Source organism: Klebsiella sp. K-Nf6, assembly GCF_002806655.1.
Taxonomy (GTDB): domain Bacteria; phylum Pseudomonadota; class Gammaproteobacteria; order Enterobacterales; family Enterobacteriaceae; genus Klebsiella; species Klebsiella variicola.
The window spans coordinates 18,177-39,499 of sequence record NZ_PIBN01000002.1 but is presented as its reverse complement, the minus strand read 5'-3'; the positions used below and the strand labels follow the sequence as shown (position 1 = coordinate 39,499).

Sequence of the window (21,323 nt, the reverse complement as noted above, 5' to 3'; positions counted from 1 at the left end):
ATTATTTGTTACCTGGGACAACAGACTTTAACAATAGCAGATACGTTAAGTCCATTGGCCCGGAGGAAAGGGTGAACTTCCAGCAACTGAAAATTATCCGTGAGGCGGCCCGTCAGGATTACAACCTGACGGAAGTCGCGAATATGCTCTATACCTCGCAGTCAGGCGTCAGCCGCCATATCCGGGAACTGGAAGAGGAGCTGGGGATTGAGATCTTTATCCGTCGCGGTAAGCGCCTGTTAGGCATGACCGAGCCGGGTAAAGCGCTGTTATCCATTGCCGAGCGCATCCTCAATGAAGCCAGCAACGTCCGGCGGCTGGCGGATCTCTTTACCAATGATGCCTCCGGCGTCTTAACCATCGCCACCACCCACACCCAGGCGCGCTACAGCCTGCCGCCGGTGATTAAAGCCTTCCGCGAGCTGTTCTCAGATGTTCGCGTCGAGCTGGTGCAGGGCACCCCGCAGGAAATCGAAGCGCTGCTGCATAACGGCGGGGCGGATATCGGTATCGCCAGCGAGCGCCTGAGCAACGACCCGACGCTGGCGGCTTTCCCCTGGTTCCGCTGGCATCACAGCCTGCTGGTGCCGAAGGATCATCCTTTGACGCAGGTTTCTCCTCTGACGCTTGAGGCGATCGCCCGCTGGCCGTTAATCACCTATCGCCAGGGGATCACCGGCCGTTCGCGAATCGATGAGGCCTTCAACCGCAAGGGGTTGATGCCGGATATTGTGCTGAGCGCCCAGGATTCCGATGTCATCAAGACCTATGTCGAGCTGGGGCTGGGCGTCGGGCTGGTCGCCGAGCAGTCCGGGGATGCCAGGGAAGCGGACACCTTTACGCGCCTCGATACCCGCCATCTGTTCGATGCCAATACCGTGTGGCTGGGGTTGAAGCGGGGCCAGCTCCAGCGCAACTACGTCTGGCGCTTTATCGAACTGTGCAATGCCGGACTGTCGCTGGATGAAATTAAGCGTCAGGCGATGGAGCCGGAAGAGGCTGCTATCGACTATCAGATTTAAGTCATGGTGGGTCAGCGGATCGAGGCGAGGAAATAACGCTATAATTCACACACGAGAGTCGCGACTGAGGAAGGGAAAATGACGATGCGGCGTGTGAAATTACTTTGTTCTGCGCTGATGCTGCTCGCCAGCCACGGCGCGCTGGCCGTCAGCTATCCGCTGCCGCCGGAGGGAAGCCGTCTGGTGGGCAGCGCATTTACCATCGCCGTCCCGGAGAACAACACCCAACCGCTGGAAAGTTTTGCTGCCCAGTACGGCCAGGGGTTGAGCAATATGCTGGAGGCCAACCCCGGCGTCGATGTCTATTTGCCGCACTCCGGTTCGACGCTGACTATTCCGCAGCAGTTGATCCTGCCTGACACCGTGCGCGAAGGGATCGTCATCAACGTCGCCGAAATGCGTCTCTATTATTACCCGCCGCTGGGCAATAGTGTGGAAGTGCTGCCAATCGGCATTGGCCAGGCCGGGCGCGAAACCCCGCGTAACTGGGTGACGGCGGTAGAGCGCAAGCAGGAGGGACCCACCTGGGTTCCGACCGCCAATACCCGGCGCGAGTATGCGAAAGAGGGCAAAACCCTGCCGGCGCTGGTGCCGCCCGGGCCTGATAATCCGATGGGGCTGTATGCGATCTACATCGGCAGGCTGTATGCCATCCACGGCACCAACGCTAACTTTGGCATCGGGCTGCGCGTCAGCCAGGGGTGCATTCGCCTGCGCAATGACGATATTAAATTCCTGTTTGATAACGTACCAGTGGGGACGCGCGTCCAGCTGATCGATCAGCCGGTGAAGTACACCGTGGAGCCGGACGGTAGCCATTGGCTGGAGGTGCACGAGCCGCTGTCGCGCAACCGGGCGGAATTTGAATCCGACCGAAAGGTCCCGCTACCGATGACCTCGGCGCTGCGCGAGTTTACCCAGGGGCCGGGAGTGAGTCCTTCGCAGGCCGAGCAAACTCTGCAACGCCGCTCCGGCATGCCGGTGAATATCAGCGCCTCAGCGGTGCAGGGGAGTTTGTAGCGGGTCGTTTAGCCTGATTAACGGTTATTGTAAGAAGGCTCTTTTGCTGTCGATGCATTCAACGTTGTTGGGGATAAGGATCGGGAAACCGATCCTTAACTTATGAGCAGTGGCGGTGATGGCGTTTTAATGAGGGTGCCAGGAGATGCTCAGGAGGAGATGATAAAATCTGCAAATATATCTATGGACTTAATATTGTTACTGAGGATCTTTTTTTTGGCTGCCATTGTCCATGAAAGCGAAGATACCGCTTATGATAGCCAATATCCAGAATATAATACTAATGAGTTTTGCAGAATCCATATTATCAAAACACTCCTGACCACAGCCACTACCGCTGACCCCCATCCCGACGATCATGAAGCTCATCATGCCGCTCAGCAATGCCAGAATCACGAAAATTACAGTGACGATAATTTTTATACCTTTTATCATAAATTAATATCCTTATTTTATTAAATGCAATTTTCTATAATTATAATGAATGGTGCGGGAATGACGATATTAAAGATAAAGTGTACCTCATCGGTAATCCCATGAATACTGTAGTTAGGCAAACAGACTAGTGTTAGGGGAAATATTTCCAACGAGTCCCGAATAGGACGGCAATCCCGCATTATAGTTCTCGGATTCGTTATAAATATTTAAATTGGGAAAACGATTTCTATTATTCACTTTCGTTCAAAACAACGGGAATGATCACCCATCGTCGTTGATAAGCGAATCAGGGAGTTGGGATGTCGTTACTTATTGTTGGTAATGGGGACATGCTGCTGCATCAATTCAACGATCCAGTCAATAAAAACGCGCAGTTTGCCGTTGACATGGCGGTTCGGCGGAAACGCCAGGTGCAGGGGCATTGGGCTGATACGCCATTGTGTAAATAACGGAATCAAAGCGCCAACAGCCTGATGTGCTGCCGCCATATAGATTGGCAGCGCAATCACGCCTAACCCGGCTAATCCAGCTTCGAGGTAAGCATTGCCGTCATCTACGGCAAGCACATAATTGCCCGTAATTTCAATCTGTTCACTCTCACTGCGCAGAACCAGAGGATCAATCTTACGGGTGCGTGAGGAGACGAATCCTACTATGCGATGGTCGGTGTTTTGCAGTTCTCGCGGGTGCGCAGGGGCGCCAAGGCGTTCCACATAATGGGGGGCGACGTAGACGCCGATTTGCAAATCGCCGACATGGCGTGCGATTAGGGACTGGTCGGTGATTTCACCACCGCGCAGAACGCAATCCACGTTGTCGCCGATCAGATCCACCACCCGGTCGCTCACACCCATGTCGAACTGGATATCTGGGTAGCGGGCGTGGAAAGCCGGTAGCGCCGGCACCAGAATAAGGCGGGCCAGCGGGCTGGGTACATCCACCCGTAGCCGTCCCCTGGGCGTCATCGCCGCACTGGACAGGCTGTTTTCAGCATCCTCCATGTCCGCCAGGAGACGGATGATGCGTTCGTAGTAGACCGCGCCATCAGGAGTCACACCGAGTTTGCGGGTGGTGCGATGGAGCAATTTGACGCGCAGGCGCGCTTCCAGCTGCTGAATGAGTTGCGTCACTGTGGTTTTGCTCATATGAAGCGTTTGGGCAGCCTTCGTGAAGCTACCTGCCTCCACCACGCGAGCAAAGGCGCGCATCGCATCGAAACGATCCATTCCTTATCCTCTCTTTTCACCGATTGTTTGGATATTACAAACAATGATGGACAAAGTCGCTTGTTTATCCGCCCGATCTCGCCGCTGTAAAGTGTCTTTATATTCACCGGGCTGATTTCGCCCCACGATAAAGGTACAAACATGACAGCACGCGAAGCCGTTTTTCCCTTCGGTCGGCAGACGCTCTATGAGCGCAATCGCTATTCACCGGCCATCAAATCCAATGGTTTTTTGTTCGTTTCGGGGCAGGTTGGTAGCCGCGAGGACGGCTCGCCTGAGCATGATCTGCAAGCGCAGGCCAGGCTGGCGTTCAATAATCTTAATGCTGTGCTCGCGGCGGCGGGCTGCACGTTTGGTGACGTGGTAGACGTTACCCTCTTTGTCGTCGATCCCGAGTCAAATCTCGACGCTATCTGGAGTATTCTGCCAGAATATTGGGGGGAGGCGCCTTACCCTACGTTGACCGGGATCGGCGTGACCTGGCTTTACGGATTCACGTTTGAGATAAAGGTCATTGCCAGACTGCCCTAAGCGTTATGAGTCTTTCCGCCAGTCGAAAATTCAATAGGGCAGCCTGCGCTGCCTGTGGAGGTCTATGCTGGATCGGGAGAGTTAGCCAGACGGGTGCGGATTAACGGAGGGGACAGAGGACAAATTATGAAAGCAGCGGTTTATGACGTGGCAGGCGCTCCCGGCGTCCTGAAATATGTCGATATCCCCGATCCGATCACCGGGCCTGACGACATCCTGATTGCTGTCGAGGCAATCTCCATTGAAGGAGGCGATCTGATCAACCGCCGTTCAACTCCGCCGCCGCTTCCTTCATGGGTCGTTGGCTACGCGGCCGCGGGCACCGTGGTTGCCGTCGGATCGAATGTCCGTAGCCGTAAGGTTGGGGACAGAGTCGCTGCTTTTCACCTGCAGGGATCACATGCGGAACGTTGGGCGGTACCCGCGGAACACACCTGGCTTATCCCCGATGGCGTGGAGATGCCTGAAGCGGCGGTGATACCGATTTCTTTTGCAACCGCGCATCATTGTCTTTTCACCCGAGGCATGCTCCGACACGGAGAAACCGTCCTTATTCAGGCCGCGGCGGGTGGCGTGGGGCTCGCGGCCGTTCAGCTTGCCTCACAAGCCGGCGCAACGGTCATCGCCGTGGCAAGCGGAACGCAGCGCAGGAGTCGGTTGCTTGAACTGGGTGCCGATCATGTCGTGGATCGTGCCGAGCACAACATCGTAGACCGTGTCCGACAGTACACCCAGGGTACCGGTGTTGACCTCGTCATCGATCCGGTGGGGACGACGCTGCCTGCTTCGCTTTCTGCACTTGCCCCGGAAGGACGTCTCGTCTTCGTCGGTAATGCGGGCGGGGGGAGTCTGACTGTCGACTTGTGGTCGCCAATGCAGTCTAACCAGACACTCATGGGAGTCTTCATGGGCCCCCTTTTTGCAAGGCCTGGCGTGCGGGTCAGTGTGGACGACCTGTTGCAGGCTGTAGCAGCAGGGCGTATCAAGGTGGTCATTGACCGTATCTTCCCCCTGGCTAACGCTGCCGCGGCCCACGAATTCGCTGAGACAGCGAAACCGCTTGGCCGCGTCGTGATGAAGCCATGAGGCGCGTTTGACCAGTACGCGTGCGCCAGGCTAATGACTTGCCTCTGGTATCAAGGCGATTTACCTGACGCATAGCAGGCGTGAGCGCACGGTTAAAAATCGCAGAATATCAAAGGGAGTGGTTTAACATTCTTTTGAGCCAGCGAGTGCTGCGAGCCCACGGCGCTGACCTTGAGTTTGAATAAAAAGCGTTCTTTAGCCCGCCCCTGACTTTCCCATTTTTTCGAAATCTTTATCTCTTTTTCTCATTTGTCAGTAAAAGGCATATGCCCGCAGAATCATGTCTAAGGCAGGGCGGGTGTTGCACTATCAATGATAAAACCCCTCTGATGACCTTGCCTCTTTTGCCACACCTCTTTTGTGGTTTTTACAGGTTTTAACCAGGAAAAGGCTTCTTTATGACGTTATCTAAATTACTGCTTCCTTTGCTGATTGCCGGGAATCTCTCTTCTGCGTGGGCTGCCGGGCAGGTTGTTCCGTCTTCTACCACCTTTCATGTCACCGCTGATGAGGCGCTGAAAAGTAAGCTTCCGCCGGATATCGCCAAACGCGGATATATTGTTGCAGGCACCAATCCGAATACGCCCCCAACCACTTTTTTCCAGGAAGACAATAAAACGCTCGCCGGGCGTGAGATTGATGTGATGAATGCCGTGGCGGCAAGGCTCGGTGTGGAAGTGCGCTGGCAGGATACCGGCGGTTTCGACAATATTATTCCGGGGTTGAAATCGGGTCGCTATGACGTCGCACTATCCAATATCAACGCCACCAAAAAACGTCTCGAGCAGGTCGATTTCGTCAGTTACTACGATGCGTCGCGCCTGGGGGTCATCTCGCGTAAAGACGCCAATATTGCGCCATTTACCTCTTTTGAGGCTGTGTGCGGGCAGGAAGTGGGCGCCGGCGCGGGCACTACGCAGATTGGGCGTCTTGAAGCTGCAAGCAAAATTTGTACTGACGCGGGTAAGCCGCCGATCAAGATTGCCGTATTCCCGGATCGCCCTTCAGGCGTACAGGCCGTGGTCAGCGGTCGCGTACCGATGTTCTTCGGCCCGTATGAAGGTCTGACCTATCAGGTTAGCCAGGTCAAACCGCTGACGCTGACCGGCACTATTCATGTCGATGATGCGCCTGTCTCCGTGGCGTTCCCTAAACAGTCGGGGCTGGAAGAGGCGGTGCAGGCATCCCTGAACTCGCTGATCAAGGACGGGACTTACCAGAAAATCCTCGATAAATGGTCCATCGGTTTTGGCGCAGTCAAAGAGTCAAAACGTAATGAAGAGATTTTCGGATGAGCAGTGAAACACACGATCAGCAGCCGGAAGAACTGCGGATCATCGGTAAAAAATATATCGGGCGCTGGATAAGCGCCCTGATCGTATTGCTGATATTGCTGGCTATAGGGAACTCCATGCTCAGCAATCCGCGTTTTGAATGGTCGGTGATTGCCGAAAACTTTACCGGTCCGTCGATCATTCAGGGCGTACTGATGACATTGCAACTGACCGCAATTTCCGTGATTTTTGGCTTTGCAGGCGGCACGATCCTGGCGCTGATGCGCCTGTCATCCAATCCGGTGCTGGTCGCTGTCAGCTGGGGGTATACCTGGTTTTTCCGCGGGGTGCCGATGCTGGTTCAGTTATTTCTCTGGTACAACATTGCCGCGCTTTACCCGACTATTTCGATTTCGCTGCCGTGGGTTGGTGAAATCTGGAGCGCTTCTGCGAACTCACTGATTAGCCCGTTCAGTGCTGCCGTGATTGCATTAGTCATGCATCAGTCTGCCTATGCCGCAGAGATTATCCGCGCCGGGATCCAGAGCGTCGGTACCGGGCAAGTCGAGGCTGCACGTGCTCTGGGTTATCGCCCGGCACAAATATTCCTCCACACCATTTTGCCGCAGGCGATGCGCGCCATTCTGCCTCCGGCCGGGAATGAAGTGATCGGTCAGTTGAAAACCACAGCGGTTGTCTCGGTGATTTCATTACAGGATGTGCTGTTCTCCGCGCAGATTATTTATCAGCGCACCTATGAAGTGATCCCGCTGCTGCTGGTCGCCACGTTGTGGTACCTGCTGCTGACATCATTGCTTTCAGTGATTCAGTATTACGTTGAACGACATTTCAGCCGCAGTAGCCACCGCAAGGTAAAACGCAAAGCCGGGAAAGCGTCGGCATCCGGCGCGGTCAGTACCCCCAGTATCAGCGCAGGAGAAACCAGCCATGGGTGAAGCCATTGAATTTCGCAAAGTCACTAAGCGTTTCTCCGGTAATACCATTCTGGATGAAATCAGCCTAGATATTCCGGCCGGTTCGGTCACGGTGATCCTCGGGCCTTCCGGTTCAGGGAAATCCACCTTGCTGCGTTGTATTAATCATCTTGAAAAACTGGATGGCGGCACGATCCGTATCGGTGGAGAACTGGTGGGTTATCAGCAGAAAGGGCAGGCATTGTATGAACTGAGCAGCCGCAGAATCGCCGCGCAGCGCAGCCGTACCGGCATGGTATTTCAGCAATTTAACTTGTTTCCGCACCGCACCGTTTTGCAAAATATTACCGATGCGCCTTTGCGGGTGAAGAAGCAAAACCGTGAGCAGGTACTCAGTAAAGCCCGCGCGTTGCTCCGGCAGGTTGGGTTAGCCAGTCGTGAAGATGACTGGCCGCAGCAGCTTTCCGGTGGGCAGCAGCAGCGTGTAGCCATTGCCCGTGCGCTGGCGATGGATCCTGAAGTGATGTTGTTCGATGAACCCACTTCCGCGCTGGATCCTGAACTGGTGGGCGAAGTGTTGCAGGTGATCAAAAAGCTGGCGCACTCCGGGATAACGATGGTGATTGTCACCCACGAAATCGGCTTTGCACGAGAAGTGGCAGATAACGTCATCTTTATGGAGGGTGGCAAGATTGTGGCGTCGGGGCCAACGAAAAGTGTACTCGATGAAACGGAGAACGTCCGTGTCCGTAATTTCCTGTCGACGGTTTTATAATGACGCTGCGTTAATTTGTTTCGCAAATAACATATCAACCAGCCGCGGCAGACTGTCGCGGTTTTCCAGCCTGCTCAGTGCCACCAGCTCCATCCGCTTTGCGTCTGTGAAGTCGGGCAAACAGGCACGCAGTTTTGCCGGTAAATCAAACGGGATCGCCAGGCTTTGCTGCCGCGTGAAGCGCTGTTGCAGCACGCAGCCGTCACGCAAAAACACCGTCACCTGATGAAAACGCGCGGCCGGGTTCAGCTCGTCCGGCGGTGCGGAGAAATCCGGGCAACGCGCCACACTTTCTGCCAGCGCGGCAATATCTGTCGCCACCGGCGCCGATGAGAAATCCTCTAAGCGTAGTTCTCCGCGCAGCAAACATGCCGCAATCACGTATTCCAGACTGAACCTGGCTTCAACGCCGGTGTTGGGTTTTCGCACCGACGCCGCAATATCACCGCCCGGCGGAAAAGACACTTCAATGCGTTCGATGGCTGCGATCAGTACATCCGTGCTATTGCCCGTTTGCAGCCACTCCTGGCGGAGAGCTCGTGCGGCATCGGCAGCGCTATGCGTGCCTCCGCAGGTCGGATAGGGTTTGAATTCCAGACCGGGCGAGATAATCCGCCACGGCGCGCCCCAGCCTGAGATAAGTTTTTCTGGCTGCTGCTGACCGGCGCAATAAGTCGATAAAAAGCTGTCCAGCACGTTGTCCGGCTGGCCGTGAAAGCCTGCCAGCGTGAGCTGTGTGGCAATGACGGCGGTCTGCGCCGCCAGGCCCGCGTGCAACGGTTTGACATCACTGCCGAACTGCGCACGTAAACCCGCAGACTGCGTCGCCGCGATACCCAGAATCACTGCCGTTTGCCTTTCCGTGGCATTCACCAGCCGCGCGCAGGCAGCGGCGGCGGCAATCGTGCCGAGCGTAGCGGTATTGTGAAAACCGAGGGTGTAATGCTGAGAACCGACGGCCAGCCCGAGGCGTCCGGACATTTCCACTCCGGTCACGTACGCATCGAGAAAATGTGCGCCATTGATATCGGGTCTTTGTGAGACCAGCGCCAGAAGCGCGGGCAAAATCACCACGCTGGGGTGACCGCGAAAATCGGGATGGAAATCGTCAAAATCCAGCGCGTGCCCGACATACCCGAGCAGCAACGCGCGGGTCGGCGGATCGTCAGCGCGGTAAACCTGATGCAAACTGTTCAGTCCTGCATCGGGGAAGTTGCCGCGTAAAACCGGCAGGGTAACCGCCAAAAAATCCAGCAACCCTTCCCGTGCTGCTTCACGAGCCGCGGGGGAAGGGGACGAGCTGACGATAAGTTTCGCCAGCGATGGCGTTAATGTCATCGGTGTATTCCCCGTTTCAGGCCTGAGCGACCGGAGATAATAAATTAACGAAAGGTTCACGCTCGCAGAGCGCATGCAGTTGCACCAGCAGGGCGTCTGAAATCGGGTGCCCGTCAAGGGTCAACGATGAGAATCCATGCCTGGCAAGTCGGTGCCTGCTTGTCGATTCATGCGCTTTTATCCTTGCTGTTTATTTCCGCACTGAGAGTGCGCAGCGCTTGTACCGCCAGTTGCGACAGGTAATGTGCAGTCGGAAACAGGGCGCGATCGTCAACGCGAAATTGTGGATGGTGCAGCGCGTAAGGACCGCCGGAGCCGATCATGATGAATGCGCCGGGCAATTTTTGCTGATAGAACGCGAAGTCCTCCCCTATCGGGCTGGCTTCAACGCGACGGGCTTCAAAGCCGGAGCCTTCACCGTGCGCCAGCGCGAAATCCACCCATTTAGCCGTATTGACCACTGACGGCGGGCCGGGCTGCCAGTCGAGGCTGATGTCGGTATCAAATGCCGCAGCGATACCCGTAAGAATCTGCCGCAAACGGCGTTCGATCAGTTCCCGTGTGTCCTGATTAAAGGTGCGGACGGTGCCTTCCAGCCAGGCGGAATCCGGGATCACGTTCCAGGTACTCCCGCTGTGAACCTGTGTGATAGAAACCACCGCGTTGTGTGCGGACGGCACGTTGCGGGCGATCAGGGTTTGCAGCGCGGAAATCACCTGTCCGGCGATAATAATCGGGTCGTTGCCTTCGTGTGGACGCGCCGCGTGGCTGCCGGTACCGGAGATGGCGATCGCAAAGCGATCCACGCCGGCGGTTAATGCGCCGTCTTTGCTGCCGATAACGCCAACCGGCAAAGAGGGATCGTTATGAATGCCGAAAATGACGGCAGCGTTATCGAGCGCGCCGGTGCTAATCAGCGTCGGCGCACCGTGACCGGTTTCTTCCGCCGCCTGAAACAGAATGCGCACCGTGCCGGAAAGCGAATCTTCCTGCGCTTTCAGCAAAATCGCCGCGCCAAGTGCCGCCGAGGTGTGGAAATCGTGGCCGCAGGCGTGCATCACTCCGGGATTTTGCGAGGTGTAATCCACAGCGGATTTTTCTTCAATCGGCAGGGCATCGATATCAGAACGTAGCACCACCAGTTCGCCGGGATTGATGCCGCCAATCTCTGCCACCAGACCAGTTTTGAGCGGCAAATCTATCACGCGGATTTGATACTTCTCCAGTACCGCCCGGATACTGGCGGTGGTGTTAAATTCGTCGTTGGACAGCTCCGGATGGCGGTGCAGGTGGTGGCGAAAATCCTGAATAAACGCCGCCAGTGGCTGATGTTCCTGCGTGATATCTAACATTTAAACTCCTGTAGGTGGCTGACGTTCCAGCCAGCGGGCGTGGCTTTTTTCATCGAGAATTTTTTTCAGGTACAGCGTGATGTGTCCTTTGCCTAGGTCTCTTTCAAAGACCGGCTGAAAACCCAGTTTCAGGTACATATCGCGCAGCCACGGATGGCTGGTGGCGGTGCCGAGTGAGTAAGCCGGGGCTTTCAGTTCGCGGATCAGAATGTTGTCTTCCAGCCAGCCCAACAGTTTTTTGCCGAGGCTCTGACCGGCGTAATCTGGATGCGTGCCAAACCAGCCAATATGCGGCAGGCCCAAAGGGCCGGGCATTGCGCCCCACGGGAAGCGCAGGGTAACCGAAGCCACCATCCGCTGGTCATCAAAGAGCGCAAACACCGCATGATCGTCGAGGTGTTGTGTCACGCGTACCAGATCGGCGGTGGCAGCATCAAACTGAATCCCGAGCGCTTTGATTGGCGCGTAGGCGGCCAGCATCAGTGTCAGATAATCGTGTTTATCATCCAGCGTCAGCCGCCTGAAATATTGTGTCATAACCCAGATCCCTCAGGAGAAGTCAGATGACCGGACTGCTCGGCAAAGCGGATGACGTCATCGACTTTTTGCGCGGCGCAGCCGGTGTAATGAGCCGGATCTAACCAGTGGTCAAGATCCCGTTCAGTAATACAGGCCGCCAGCACCGGATGCGCAAGCAGAACGGTTTTAAAAGCGTGTCGTTTTTCAAACGCCTGCATGGCGCATTCATAAACCAGATGATGCGCGGTTTGTTTACCGAGTTTTTTACCGACCTCAAACATCACTTTTTCGGACAGCAGCAGGCCGTCCTGCATTTGCAAATTCGCAAGCATGCGTGCTTTATTGACCGTCAGGCCGGAGAGAATCGACTGAGCATTTTGCAGCTGTGCAGAGAGATAAATCGAGATTTCCGGCAGGGCGATCCACTCGGCGCGCCAGCTCATCGCATCACGTTCATGCTCCACGTGCATCGACTGATAAATCAGTGATGCGCTGTGCAACAGCGGCTGTGTCAGGCTGGCAAGACCTTCGAGGGCCGCGGGATTGCGTTTGTGCGGCATGGTGGTGGAGCCGATTTTCCCGCTGCTGAACGGCTCTTCGACTTCATTAATTTCGGTGCGCATCAGGTTGTAAAGCTCGTTGCCTATTTTGCCCAGTGTGCCGCTGATCAGCACCGCCACCGAGGCGTATTCTGAAAAGCGGTCACGCGCAGCCTGCCAGCCGATATTCGGCGTACTGAGGTTCAGGCGCGCCAGTGTGCGGCGTTCTACCTCCGGACCCACTTCGCCAAGCGCAGCGTAGGTACTGATCGCGCCGCTGATATTACCGGTCAGCAGACGCGGCGTGATGGCGGCAAGACGGTCGAGATGACGGATAAACTCATCCAGCCAGACGGCGACTTTAAAGCCAAACGTGGTGGGCAACGCCTGCATACCGTGGGTGCGGCCTGTCATCAGCGTGTACTGATGCTCACGCGCCAGCGCTTTCAGCTCATTCGCCACGGCGGTGCTGTCACGGACGATCACTTTCAGAGTTTGTGCCAGCTGTAAAACGGTGGCGGTATCGATGATATCCTGCGTGGTTGCGCCGTAATGAATGTATTCCCCTGCGTCACCGCATTGCTGTTGCAATGCAGTGAGCACCGGCATCAGAGAATGTTTCATCTGCGCGCCGGAGGCGGCGATGTCCTTAATATTCAGCTGGCTGGCATTGGCCAGCTCCGCAATGCTCAGCGCGGCCTGTTGCGGGATCACACCCAGCTCACCTTCGGCCAATGCCAGCGCAACTTCGACATTGATTTGCTGTGTCAGGCGATTTTGCTCTGACCAGATTTCCCGCATTTCGGGTGTGCCAAAATTGTTGCCAAGTAAAAGAAAATCTATCGGATGTGAGGACATAATACTCTCGTCTTATATAAGGGATAATTAACGTTGTTTTAAGGTCGTCATTAAAAACACGATATCGAAATGGCGTATCAGGTATGGGAAGATGCCAGATGCGTCTGTTTTCATTGCGTTAAATTAGCCCTGTCTGACACTATTATTTCTTTGATCCAGCACAGCATGCAAGGGGGTTATAGGCTATAGCAAAAATCAATCTATGCTATTGAGAATAAGTTAATAAGGATCCCCACTTAGCACTTTGTTAATTTTTTCAATTCTCGTAGGATGCTTTTAATAACACTTGAATATATCCCATATCAAATTCCTGTTTAATTACGGGGCGTTTCTCTTTAACCAGACGATAAATACAGGGCATCGATGTGTTCGCCATAAAATCACCGCAGACCTATCATCATCAGCCCGGCCTGCTTTCACGCACCGGTGAGCTACTTGCCGTTCATTCCTCCGATGTCGCGATCATCACCAGCCCGAAAGCGTGGCGGGCGGTGAATCCGCAACTGGAAACCAGCCTGAAGGCAGCCGGTATTCGCTGGCAGATCAATTTTCTCACCACGGAATGTACCGATGCGGCTATCGAAACCCATCTGAACAGCGTGCGGGAACAAAATGCCACGCTGGTACTGGGCATTGGCGGCGGGCGGGTGCTTGATTGTGCCAAAGCGGTGGCGAATCTGCTGTCCCACGTCGGGCTGGTGACCATACCGACCGTTGCCGCGACCTGTGCTGCCTGGTCGCCGGTCAGCATTATTTATAATGAGCACGGCGGGCATGTGCGCAGCCAGCCGTTGTCGCGTATGCCGCTGATGCTGCTGGTCGACACGAATGTGATTGCGCAAAACGATGTGCGTTATCTCAAAGCGGGCATCGTGGATGCGCTGGCGAAATGGTACGAATTCCGCCCGTATAAACAGAAAAGCGACGACAGTCTGGCGCTGAACCTGAAAGTTCAGGCGGCAAAACTGGCGGTGGACGTCTTTCAACAATACGGCGCTCAGGCGGTGCAGGACAACGCCCGCCATGAAGTCACACCGGCGCTGATGAAAGTTATCGACGCCAATATCGCGGTGGCAGGTATGGCTAACAGCATGCGCGATGAAACCCCTGCGCCGGGCGTGGCGCACGCGATCCATAACCGTTTCACCCATCAGCCGGAATTGCATGACTGGCTGCACGGCGAGAAAGTGGGTTTCGGGTTGCTGGTGCAGTCCCTGCTGGAAAGCGATGACGGCCAGCCGGAGGTGCAGTTGCTGTCGTTGTTACGTGAATATGACGCGCCGCTGGCATTGCCGCCACTGAATGGTGACCGGGAGGCGATCATCGCGGCCATGGCCCGCGAAGTAAAATTCTCCGCCGAAAATGCCGCCCGTTTACCGTTTTCAATAGCAGCGGAAAATATCGAAAAAGCCCTGCAGAAAACCGAAACTCACTCTTATTCACAGGGATAACGCCATGACCTCTGATTCATCTTCTGCAAAAAACACCCGTCAATTGCGTCTTGGCCTGTTTGTACAGCCGCTCGGGCATCACGTCAGTGGCTGGCGCTTAACTGAAAACCTGGGTTCGCCGACCGACATCGACTGGCTGACGGGGATCGCCAAAAAAGCCGAAGAGGGCAAGTTCGATATGTTCTTCGTCGGCGATGCTCTGGCGACCAGCGTCTACCGGTTGCCGTCCACCATGGCGCGGCTTGAGCCGCTGACCTTGCTGTCGGCGCTGGCAGTGCAAACACGCCATATCGGGCTGGCCGCCACGGCTTCAACGACATTCAGCGATCCGTTTAATCTGGCACGCAGCTTTTCTTCTCTTGATCACATCAGCCACGGCCGCGCGGCGTGGAACGTAGTGACGTCGTTTTCCACTGACGTGGCGCGCAATTTCAGCCGCGACGATATGCCCACGCATGCCGAACGTTATGCCGTGGCGCATGAGTTTCTCGAGGCGACGTTCAAACTGTGGGAAGGCTGGCAGGAGGGGGCGGTGCAGCCGGACAAGGCCAGCGGCCAGTATTTCGTGAACGAGAAAATCCAGCCGGTGAATCATCAGGGCACGTATTTTCAGGTACAGGGTCCGCTGAATATCACTCGTTCACCGCAGGGGCGTCCGGTCATTATTGAAGCCGGTTCTTCTGCAGACGGCCAGAAACTGGCGGCGGCCACGGCTGAAGTCGTGTTTACTGCGGCCGCCACGCTGGAAGAAGCGCAAACGTTTTACCGTGCGCAGAAACAGCAGGTGATAGAGGCTGGACGTAATCCAGATCACGTGCTGATTTTGCCAGGCGTAATGCCCATCGTGGGCCGCACGCTGGAAGAAGCGCATGAAACCTGGCGTGAACTGAATTCGCTGGTGGATATTGATAACGGCATCCGCCAGCTTTCCACCCGTTTTAATATGGATCTGAGTGCGTTTCCGCTTGATGGACCGGTGCCGGATGTGCCTGCTGGTGAAGGTAATCAGAGCCGAGTGAAACTGCTGACCGATCTGGCGTATCGCGAAAATCTGACCCTGCGTGAACTGGCCGCGATTGCTGCCGGTTCGCGTGGGCACCGCGTACTGGTCGGTACGGCGGACGTTATCGCCGATGATTTCCAGCACTGGCTTGAAGAAGGCGGGGCAGACGGTTTCAACATCATGCCTGCGGTGATGCCGGAACAGCTTTCGCTGTTTGTTGAGCTGGTGATCCCCGAATTGCGCCGTCGCGGGTTATTCCGTGAAGAATATGAATTCAGCACGCTGCGTCAAAACCTTGGTCTGCCTGAGCCTGACTTTAACCGCCCGTCTTAACTTTAGCGTTGGAACATTACGATGACGATTTCTTTGTCAGACCGCGTTCAGCGCGTGTCACTTTCCGCCAATGCAGCGGCGAAACAGCGTACCAATGACCTGAAAAAAGCTGGGGTGGATATTTTGGATCTCACCACCGGTGAGCCGGATTTTGATACGCCCGCTCACATTAAACAGGCGGCATACGAGGCGATTGCGGGTGGTGAAACCAAATACACGCCGACGCCGGGCATTCCAGCGCTGCGTGAGGCGGTGCGACAGAAATTGCAGCGGGAAAACCGGCTGCCATTCGCTGTTGCCGGCATTATGATTGCCAACGGTGCCAAGCAGGTCATTTTCAATGCCTTTGCCGCTACGCTCAATGATGGCGACGAAGTGATTGTGCCGGTTCCGTACTGGCCGACGTTTCCGGACAGCGTGCGTTTTAATGGTGGCACACCGGTTTTGGTCGAATGTCATCTGGAGCAGGGTTACAAACTGACGCAGGAACAGCTGGCCGCCAGTATTACGCCGCGCACCCGCTGGCTGGTGCTCAATAATCCAGGTAATCCGAGCGGCGCGGTATATTCCGCCGCAGAATTGCAGGCGCTGGCCGCCGTCCTGCGCGGACATCCGCAGGTGCTGATCATGCTCGATGACTTATATGAGCACATTCTGTTTGATGGCTGTGAACACCAGAATCTGCTCAACGTAGCCCCTGATTTACAGGGGCGCAGTCTGCTGGTGGGCGGTGTATCCAAAACTTATGCGATGACCGGCTGGCGGATTGGTTTCGGTGCCGGGCCACAAGCGCTTATTGCCGCCATGACCGTAGTGCAGTCGCAAATCAGTTCCGGTGCCAGTTCGGTGAGTCAGGCGGCTGCGCTGGCAGCCTTTAACGGCGGGCTGGATTTTATTGCGCCACAGGTGGCGGCTTATCAGCAACGGCGCGATGTGATAACCGACATTCTGGCGAATATTGACGGGCTGGAGTTGCGGGTGCCGCAGGGCGGTTTCTTTGTCTTTTGCCGCTGCGCCGGATTAATCGGACGTTACCGGCCGGACGGGGCGAAAATCGAAAACGAAGCTGACGTGCTGGATTATCTGCTGGAAAGCGGCGTGTCCGGCGTTGGCGGCAGCGCATACGGCTTGTCGCCCTATTTCCGATTATCGATTGCCACAGACAACGTCACGGTAGCTGAAGCCGGACGGCGCATTGCATCGGCCTGTGCGAAACTCAGTCCCGCTGAGTAAACGTAAAAAGTTTTTCGGTAGGCTTGAAACTGCGGCGTTTGGTGTCGCAAAAAGACATAGGATGGTCACCGCAAAATCGAACTGAAATGACCCCGAATATTGCCTGATGCGGAGGAAGGAATGAAAATGCATCAGGAAAACTTCTCACGCTAGCTTGTTGAATCTACATCGTATAAAGATTCGTGAAGAGGCATGAAAACCGAAAAGCAAAAAGCCTACTCGAAAGCAGGCTTTTTTAAATTTGGCTCCTCTGACTGGACTCGAACCAGTGACATACGGATTAACAGTCCGCCGTTCTACCGACTGAACTACAGAGGAATCGTGTGAACGAGGCGCATACTACTGGCCTCGTATTTTTGTGTCAACACTAAAATTAACCTGCTGATTCAAATGGCTAAATTTAGCTCAAGGCGTTGTTTTAGTGAACAATGCGCCGATCGTCTTCATCCTGCAGGCCATTCTCACGTATCCGCTTCAGCGGATCTTGCTGGTAAAAGTGGCAAAAACGCTGCCACAGGGCGGGGAAGCGGGGCGCGAACAACTCGGGCGCGCTGAAAAAATATTCCGAGAGGACGGCAAAGCACTCCGCAGGATCGGTGGCGGCATAGGCGTCAATGCTGGCAGCGCTTTCCCCCACCAGGTCTATCTCATCCTGAATATTATTCATTGCCGCATGGAGATCGTGTTCCCAGCCAGCGACCTCGCGTAGCGGGATAAGCGGCACGCCGCTGGCCCGATCGCCATTCCTCGCATCCAGCTTATGCGCCACCTCGTGCACCACGAGGTTAAAGCCTGACGCATCAAAGGAGTCCTGAATATCCAGCCAGTTCAGCACCACAGGCCCCTGCTGCCAGCTTTGTCCTGATTGCACCACCCGCTGGTTGTGGACCAGACCAATATCATCCTCCCATTCATCATCCACGACGAACGGGGCAGGGTAGATCAGCACTTCATGGAAACCGTCCAGCCACTCTATTCCCAGCTCAAGCACCGGCAGACAAAAGAGCATGGCAATGCGTGCCTGATGCAGCGGGGTGAGCTCCAGCCCCTGGAGGGCCACCAGACGTTTTTGCTGTAAGAAACGGGCAGCCATCTGAGTAAGCTTGCGCTGCTCAGTGGGTGAAAGATGGGCTAAAACCGGAATGGCAAGCGCTTGCTCCCAGGGCATCTCTGCGTTGCCGGACTCATCATCTGCTTTCCAGGGCCATTTAAACATCATATCGCTCGCAAAGTCGTCACTTGAACACGATTACCGAAACGGGAGCTATTAAAATGCCAAAGATCCTGGCATTATAGCAACCACAACAGCGGAGAGATGCCGGAGCGGCTGAACGGACCGGTCTCGAAAACCGGAGTAGGGGCAACTCTACCGGGGGTTCAAATCCCCCTCTCTCCGCCACTTTTCTCTTTATGACCATTCCCCTTCAATCACACCGTTAGCTTCAGGTATAACGCCTGCGCTGGGGTATCGCCATCATCATCGTCCTGGTTTCAGCGTAGAGCCGCGGTTGCGCGCGTTATCCTTTTAGGACCTTATCGCCGATTTTTGCCCGAACGAGCTTAAACGCATCATAAAGAGGGAAGGTACGCCTGGAAAGCGGCAATGTCGAAAAGAGTGATCTCAACGGAGCGGGAACATAAAAAAGCCCGCTGAACGCGGGCTTTGACGGGCATCAGAACTGGTAAACCAGACCGAGGGCGACGATATCATCGGTCGCGATACCGCTGTTTTTGTAGAAGCGGTCGTCTTCATCCAGCAGGTTGATTTTGTAATCCACATAGGTGGACATATTTTTGTTGAAGTAGTAGGTCATGCCCACGTCGACATACTTGACCAGATCCTTGTCGCCGTAGCGAGAATAGGTGTAGAGATCTTTACCCTTCGACTGCAGATAGGCGATAGACGGACGCAGCGGTAAATTGTAGTCGTCGAACTGGTACTGCGCGACCACTTCGAAGTTCTGCGTTTTGTTGGCAATCCCACCAAAACTATCGTTGCCGTAGAAGGTCATGTTGCGGGTTTCAGCATACATGGCGGCCAGATAGATGTTGTTGGCGTCATATTTCGCGCCGACGGTCCAGGCATCGGCTTTATCGCCATTGGCGTAGCGCTGGCTGCTACGAGCCTCTGCCAGCTGGTTATGGGTGCGGTCAGAAGACGAATACGCTGCCCCTACGCTGATCCCCATATCGAGGTCATAGTAGCTGGAGATACCGAAACCGTCGCCATTTTCCCGCGCCAGCTTACGTTTGCCGCCGTTATTAGTGCCTTCGCCAGAACCGGCGTTTTCATTATTACCCTGATACTGCAGGGCGAAATGCAGACCGTCGACGAGGCCGAAGAAGTCGCTGTTACGGTAGGTTGCCACGCCGTTGGTACGGCCGGTCATGTAGACGTCGGTCTGGGTGTAGGTATCGCCGCCGAATTCCGGCAGCATATCGGTCCAGGATTCGATGTCGTACACTACGCCGTAGTTACGACCGTAATCCAGTGAGCCGTAGTCGGCAAACTTCAGCCCGGCGAAGCCAAGACGGGTCCAGGAGTTTGCGCCTTCTTTTTCAGTGGTATTTGCCTGAATATTGTATTCCCACTGACCGTAGCCGGTTAATTCTGAGGTAATCTGCGTTTCGCCTTTCAGGCCAAAGCGAACATAGGTCTGATCGCCATCCTCTGAAGCGTCGTCAGAGAAGTAGTGCAGGCCGTCAACTTTTCCGTAAAGGTCCAGTTTGTTGCCGTTGTTGTTATAGATTTCCGCGGCATTAACGGCATTGGCCATTAATAATGCCGGAACCATGAGTGCCAGTACTTTTCTTTTCATTATATATTCCCTTTTAATGATAATTTCTATGAATTATGACAATCCCTCCGGAATGACTATCAGATACTAACGACTAAGTTCATTTTTATTTAAAATAAAAGATGTAAATAAATAATGTAAAATATTTCAATTTATTTCTATTTGATTCTTTATATTTTTTATGAATGATTTTGAGTGAGGTATTATTTTGTTATATAGCAATAGGATATGGTGTCATTTGATAGATTTTGTTAACTCAATGAAATGGGTTGTATGAATTAACATCAAGGCATCATTCATCACGAAAATTGCTTTTAGGCTGGGAAAAATAATCAATACATTATCAATACAATAAGCGACCTCCCGCGACGGAATAAACTTTTTGCATGGGGAGAAGAATAAATAAAGCACTTCAGCGCCCGCTCACCGGCAGCATAAGTCGCAGGTTGACGCAGAAGATGGGGATGAAACTGCTGCCTGCTGCGCAGGTTGACGGTATAATGTGACGCTTGTCACGTTTTGAGTGGCGGTAGTGTGTTGTGTCACGGAGAGGAATGAGATGGAAGAGCAGGCAAAACGCAGCCCCGGAGGGAAGCTCGCGTTATGGGCGTTGTATGCTTTTTGCGGATATTGTGTCTGGGTCATTGTGCGTTACTGGTGGGTGGTCGGAAAAATTCAGAGCGTTCCCGGCGCCAGCGTGGAGGGCGATTTTGGAACCACGGCAGGTAAATGGCTTGGTGCGCTGTTGGGGATGTTAGTGCTTGCGGGCATTGGCGCGATCCTCGGGGCGGTCGTCTGGTATACCCGGCCGTCTCGCGGCGAGCAGGATCATCAGCGGTAAAGTTGCTATGCTCGAGGCTGACCTTCACATAAAGGAAAGCCTATGGACCTGGTTGACTGGCAGCAACGATTTGAGCACTGGATACTGATGCATTACGCGCAGGATGATGCCGCACACGATCTGTCCCATTTTCGTCGCGTCTGGGCCACGGCTACCCAGTTGGCCGCCGGGGAGGAAGTCGACCGACTGGTGCTCCTCACGGCCTGCTATTTTCATGACATCGTCAGCTTGCCGAAGAATCATCCGGAGCGCAGCCGTTCCTCGATGATGGCCGCCGAGAAAACCCTCGCGATCCTGCAGTCCTCTTTTGCCGATTTTCCCGTGGAGCGTTACGCGGCGGTCAGCCATGCCATCGAGGCGCACAGCTTCAGCGCGTCGATCCCCCCGCGTACGCTGGAGGCGAAAATCGTCCAGGACGCCGACCGTCTTGAGTCGCTGGGGGCGATTGGTCTGGCGCGCGTCTTTGCCGTCGCCGGCGCCCTTAATACCATCTTGTTTGATGCTGAAGATCCTTTTGCTGACCGGCGGGCGCTGGATGACCGCAGATATGCCCTTGACCATTTCCAGTGCAAACTCCTGCGCCTGCCGGAGACCATGCAGACGGCCAGAGGAAAAGAGATGGCGCAGCACAATGCCCGCTTCCTCGTCGAATTTATGGCCAAACTCAGCGCCGAGCTGCAGGGGGAGCCGCAGGCGCTGGATGAAGCGGTTTTGCGCCGCTTTGCACCGCAGGCGTCAACCGACCAGTGAT

The 21,323-nt window shown here is 54.8% G+C and carries 20 protein-coding genes and 2 tRNA genes; 13 read left to right on the top strand and 9 right to left on the bottom strand.

Annotated elements, in window-relative coordinates; genetic code table 11:
- The first annotated feature begins 71 nt into the window (after window positions 1-71).
- Entirely contained in the window at window positions 72-1,022 is a 951-nt protein-coding gene (cbl, locus tag CWM61_RS04450; RefSeq protein ID WP_004180456.1) for an HTH-type transcriptional regulator Cbl, read from the top strand.
- 78 nt (window positions 1,023-1,100) lie between these two features.
- Window positions 1,101-2,042 carry a L,D-transpeptidase gene (ldtA, locus tag CWM61_RS04445; protein WP_061153989.1) on the top strand — a complete coding sequence of 314 codons (942 nt, stop codon included), beginning with the start codon at window positions 1,101-1,103 and terminating at the stop codon, window positions 2,040-2,042.
- Between the two features lie 198 nt (window positions 2,043-2,240).
- Here ldtA and CWM61_RS04440 read toward each other — a convergent pair whose 3' ends face one another.
- The gene (locus CWM61_RS04440) at window positions 2,241-2,477 is read right to left on the bottom strand and encodes a hypothetical protein (protein WP_074385370.1); all 237 of its coding nucleotides are present in this window, start codon (window positions 2,475-2,477) and stop codon (window positions 2,241-2,243) included.
- A 308-nt stretch (window positions 2,478-2,785) separates the two neighbouring features.
- On the bottom strand, window positions 2,786-3,706 hold the full coding sequence (locus tag CWM61_RS04435; RefSeq protein ID WP_100630764.1) for a LysR family transcriptional regulator: 921 nt from the start codon (window positions 3,704-3,706) through the stop codon (window positions 2,786-2,788).
- A 141-nt stretch (window positions 3,707-3,847) separates the two neighbouring features.
- Here CWM61_RS04435 and CWM61_RS04430 point away from each other — a divergent pair, with 141 nt between their 5' ends.
- The 5 genes from CWM61_RS04430 to CWM61_RS04410 all read left to right on the top strand — a co-directional run bounded on the left by CWM61_RS04430 (window position 3,848) and on the right by CWM61_RS04410 (window position 8,307).
- A complete protein-coding gene (locus CWM61_RS04430; protein WP_074385372.1) occupies window positions 3,848-4,237 on the top strand; it encodes a RidA family protein in 390 nt (129 codons plus the stop codon).
- 126 nt (window positions 4,238-4,363) lie between these two features.
- Window positions 4,364-5,323, top strand: coding sequence for a quinone oxidoreductase family protein (locus CWM61_RS04425; RefSeq protein ID WP_100630763.1), 960 nt, complete (start codon window positions 4,364-4,366; stop codon window positions 5,321-5,323).
- Window positions 5,324-5,721: 398 nt separating this feature from the next.
- Entirely contained in the window at window positions 5,722-6,618 is an 897-nt protein-coding gene (locus tag CWM61_RS04420) for an ABC transporter substrate-binding protein (protein WP_008804189.1), read from the top strand.
- Window positions 6,615-7,553: an amino acid ABC transporter permease gene (locus tag CWM61_RS04415; RefSeq protein WP_074385374.1), complete on the top strand. Its 939-nt coding sequence runs from the start codon at window positions 6,615-6,617 to the stop codon at window positions 7,551-7,553. Before CWM61_RS04420 ends, CWM61_RS04415 begins: the two co-directional genes overlap by 4 nt.
- Window positions 7,546-8,307, top strand: coding sequence for an amino acid ABC transporter ATP-binding protein (locus CWM61_RS04410; protein ID WP_008804191.1), 762 nt, complete (start codon window positions 7,546-7,548; stop codon window positions 8,305-8,307). The genes CWM61_RS04415 and CWM61_RS04410 overlap by 8 nt, the downstream gene beginning before the upstream one ends.
- On the opposite strand, the gene CWM61_RS04405 is transcribed toward CWM61_RS04410, so the two are convergent.
- From CWM61_RS04405 to purB, 4 genes are all read right to left on the bottom strand, one after another.
- Window positions 8,302-9,645 (bottom strand): MmgE/PrpD family protein, encoded by a 1,344-nt coding sequence (locus CWM61_RS04405; protein WP_100630762.1) that lies wholly within the window; start codon window positions 9,643-9,645, stop codon window positions 8,302-8,304. The genes CWM61_RS04410 and CWM61_RS04405 overlap by 6 nt on opposite strands.
- Window positions 9,646-9,812: 167 nt before the next feature.
- On the bottom strand, window positions 9,813-10,997 hold the full coding sequence (locus tag CWM61_RS04400) for an amidohydrolase (protein ID WP_100630761.1): 1,185 nt from the start codon (window positions 10,995-10,997) through the stop codon (window positions 9,813-9,815).
- A complete protein-coding gene (locus tag CWM61_RS04395) occupies window positions 10,998-11,534 on the bottom strand; it encodes a GNAT family N-acetyltransferase (RefSeq protein WP_100630760.1) in 537 nt (178 codons plus the stop codon). It abuts the gene before it with no gap.
- Window positions 11,531-12,913, bottom strand: a complete 1,383-nt coding sequence (gene purB, locus CWM61_RS04390; protein WP_049156838.1) for an adenylosuccinate lyase — start codon at window positions 12,911-12,913, stop codon at window positions 11,531-11,533. Before purB ends, CWM61_RS04395 begins: the two co-directional genes overlap by 4 nt.
- A 365-nt stretch (window positions 12,914-13,278) precedes the next feature.
- Between purB and CWM61_RS04385 the strand changes: the two genes are divergently transcribed.
- The 3 genes from CWM61_RS04385 to CWM61_RS04375 are packed head-to-tail and all read left to right on the top strand — an operon-like array spanning window position 13,279 to window position 16,933.
- Window positions 13,279-14,364: an iron-containing alcohol dehydrogenase family protein gene (locus CWM61_RS04385; RefSeq protein ID WP_100630759.1), complete on the top strand. Its 1,086-nt coding sequence runs from the start codon at window positions 13,279-13,281 to the stop codon at window positions 14,362-14,364.
- A gap of 4 nt (window positions 14,365-14,368) precedes the next feature.
- Window positions 14,369-15,700: an LLM class flavin-dependent oxidoreductase gene (locus CWM61_RS04380; protein ID WP_100630758.1), complete on the top strand. Its 1,332-nt coding sequence runs from the start codon at window positions 14,369-14,371 to the stop codon at window positions 15,698-15,700.
- 21 nt (window positions 15,701-15,721) lie between these two features.
- A complete protein-coding gene (locus tag CWM61_RS04375; RefSeq protein WP_100630757.1) occupies window positions 15,722-16,933 on the top strand; it encodes an aminotransferase class I/II-fold pyridoxal phosphate-dependent enzyme in 1,212 nt (403 codons plus the stop codon).
- Between the two features lie 242 nt (window positions 16,934-17,175).
- Here CWM61_RS04375 and CWM61_RS04370 read toward each other — a convergent pair.
- Window positions 17,176-17,251, bottom strand: a tRNA-Asn gene (locus CWM61_RS04370).
- 100 nt (window positions 17,252-17,351) lie between these two features.
- Window positions 17,352-18,152, bottom strand: a complete 801-nt coding sequence (gene mtfA / locus CWM61_RS04365; protein ID WP_162677286.1) for a DgsA anti-repressor MtfA — start codon at window positions 18,150-18,152, stop codon at window positions 17,352-17,354.
- 90 nt (window positions 18,153-18,242) lie between these two features.
- On the opposite strand from mtfA, the gene CWM61_RS04360 reads away from it, so the two are divergent.
- Window positions 18,243-18,332, top strand: a tRNA-Ser gene (locus CWM61_RS04360).
- Window positions 18,333-18,606: 274 nt separating this feature from the next.
- Here CWM61_RS04360 and ompC read toward each other — a convergent pair.
- Window positions 18,607-19,752: a porin OmpC gene (ompC, locus tag CWM61_RS04355; RefSeq protein ID WP_100630756.1), complete on the bottom strand. Its 1,146-nt coding sequence runs from the start codon at window positions 19,750-19,752 to the stop codon at window positions 18,607-18,609.
- Window positions 19,753-20,290: 538 nt separating this feature from the next.
- On the opposite strand from ompC, the gene drpB reads away from it, so the two are divergent.
- Both drpB and CWM61_RS04345 read left to right on the top strand, forming a co-directional pair.
- Entirely contained in the window at window positions 20,291-20,572 is a 282-nt protein-coding gene (gene drpB, locus CWM61_RS04350; protein ID WP_061154030.1) for a cell division protein DrpB, read from the top strand.
- Window positions 20,573-20,614: 42 nt separating this feature from the next.
- Complete coding sequence (locus tag CWM61_RS04345) at window positions 20,615-21,322, top strand: phosphohydrolase (RefSeq protein WP_074385425.1); 708 nt, start codon at window positions 20,615-20,617, stop codon at window positions 21,320-21,322.
- Window position 21,323: the final 1 nt, after the last annotated feature.

What these genes read in the sequence shown, in the direction of transcription:
- CWM61_RS04345 (WP_074385425.1), top strand. Translation starts at nt 20,615, where the DNA reads ATGGACCTGGTTGACTGGCAGCAACGATTTGAGCACTGGATACTGATG.
- CWM61_RS04400 (WP_100630761.1), bottom strand. Translation starts at nt 10,997, where the DNA reads ATGTTAGATATCACGCAGGAACATCAGCCACTGGCGGCGTTTATTCAG.
- CWM61_RS04430 (WP_074385372.1), top strand. Translation starts at nt 3,848, where the DNA reads ATGACAGCACGCGAAGCCGTTTTTCCCTTCGGTCGGCAGACGCTCTAT.
- CWM61_RS04440 (WP_074385370.1), bottom strand. Translation starts at nt 2,477, where the DNA reads ATGATAAAAGGTATAAAAATTATCGTCACTGTAATTTTCGTGATTCTG.
- CWM61_RS04415 (WP_074385374.1), top strand. Translation starts at nt 6,615, where the DNA reads ATGAGCAGTGAAACACACGATCAGCAGCCGGAAGAACTGCGGATCATC.
- purB (WP_049156838.1), bottom strand. Translation starts at nt 12,913, where the DNA reads ATGTCCTCACATCCGATAGATTTTCTTTTACTTGGCAACAATTTTGGC.
- CWM61_RS04405 (WP_100630762.1), bottom strand. Translation starts at nt 9,645, where the DNA reads ATGACATTAACGCCATCGCTGGCGAAACTTATCGTCAGCTCGTCCCCT.
- CWM61_RS04410 (WP_008804191.1), top strand. Translation starts at nt 7,546, where the DNA reads ATGGGTGAAGCCATTGAATTTCGCAAAGTCACTAAGCGTTTCTCCGGT.
- CWM61_RS04380 (WP_100630758.1), top strand. Translation starts at nt 14,369, where the DNA reads ATGACCTCTGATTCATCTTCTGCAAAAAACACCCGTCAATTGCGTCTT.
- CWM61_RS04375 (WP_100630757.1), top strand. Translation starts at nt 15,722, where the DNA reads ATGACGATTTCTTTGTCAGACCGCGTTCAGCGCGTGTCACTTTCCGCC.
- ompC (WP_100630756.1), bottom strand. Translation starts at nt 19,752, where the DNA reads ATGAAAAGAAAAGTACTGGCACTCATGGTTCCGGCATTATTAATGGCC.
- mtfA (WP_162677286.1), bottom strand. Translation starts at nt 18,152, where the DNA reads ATGATGTTTAAATGGCCCTGGAAAGCAGATGATGAGTCCGGCAACGCA.
- CWM61_RS04425 (WP_100630763.1), top strand. Translation starts at nt 4,364, where the DNA reads ATGAAAGCAGCGGTTTATGACGTGGCAGGCGCTCCCGGCGTCCTGAAA.
- drpB (WP_061154030.1), top strand. Translation starts at nt 20,291, where the DNA reads ATGGAAGAGCAGGCAAAACGCAGCCCCGGAGGGAAGCTCGCGTTATGG.
- CWM61_RS04420 (WP_008804189.1), top strand. Translation starts at nt 5,722, where the DNA reads ATGACGTTATCTAAATTACTGCTTCCTTTGCTGATTGCCGGGAATCTC.
- CWM61_RS04395 (WP_100630760.1), bottom strand. Translation starts at nt 11,534, where the DNA reads ATGACACAATATTTCAGGCGGCTGACGCTGGATGATAAACACGATTAT.
- CWM61_RS04435 (WP_100630764.1), bottom strand. Translation starts at nt 3,706, where the DNA reads ATGGATCGTTTCGATGCGATGCGCGCCTTTGCTCGCGTGGTGGAGGCA.
- ldtA (WP_061153989.1), top strand. Translation starts at nt 1,101, where the DNA reads ATGACGATGCGGCGTGTGAAATTACTTTGTTCTGCGCTGATGCTGCTC.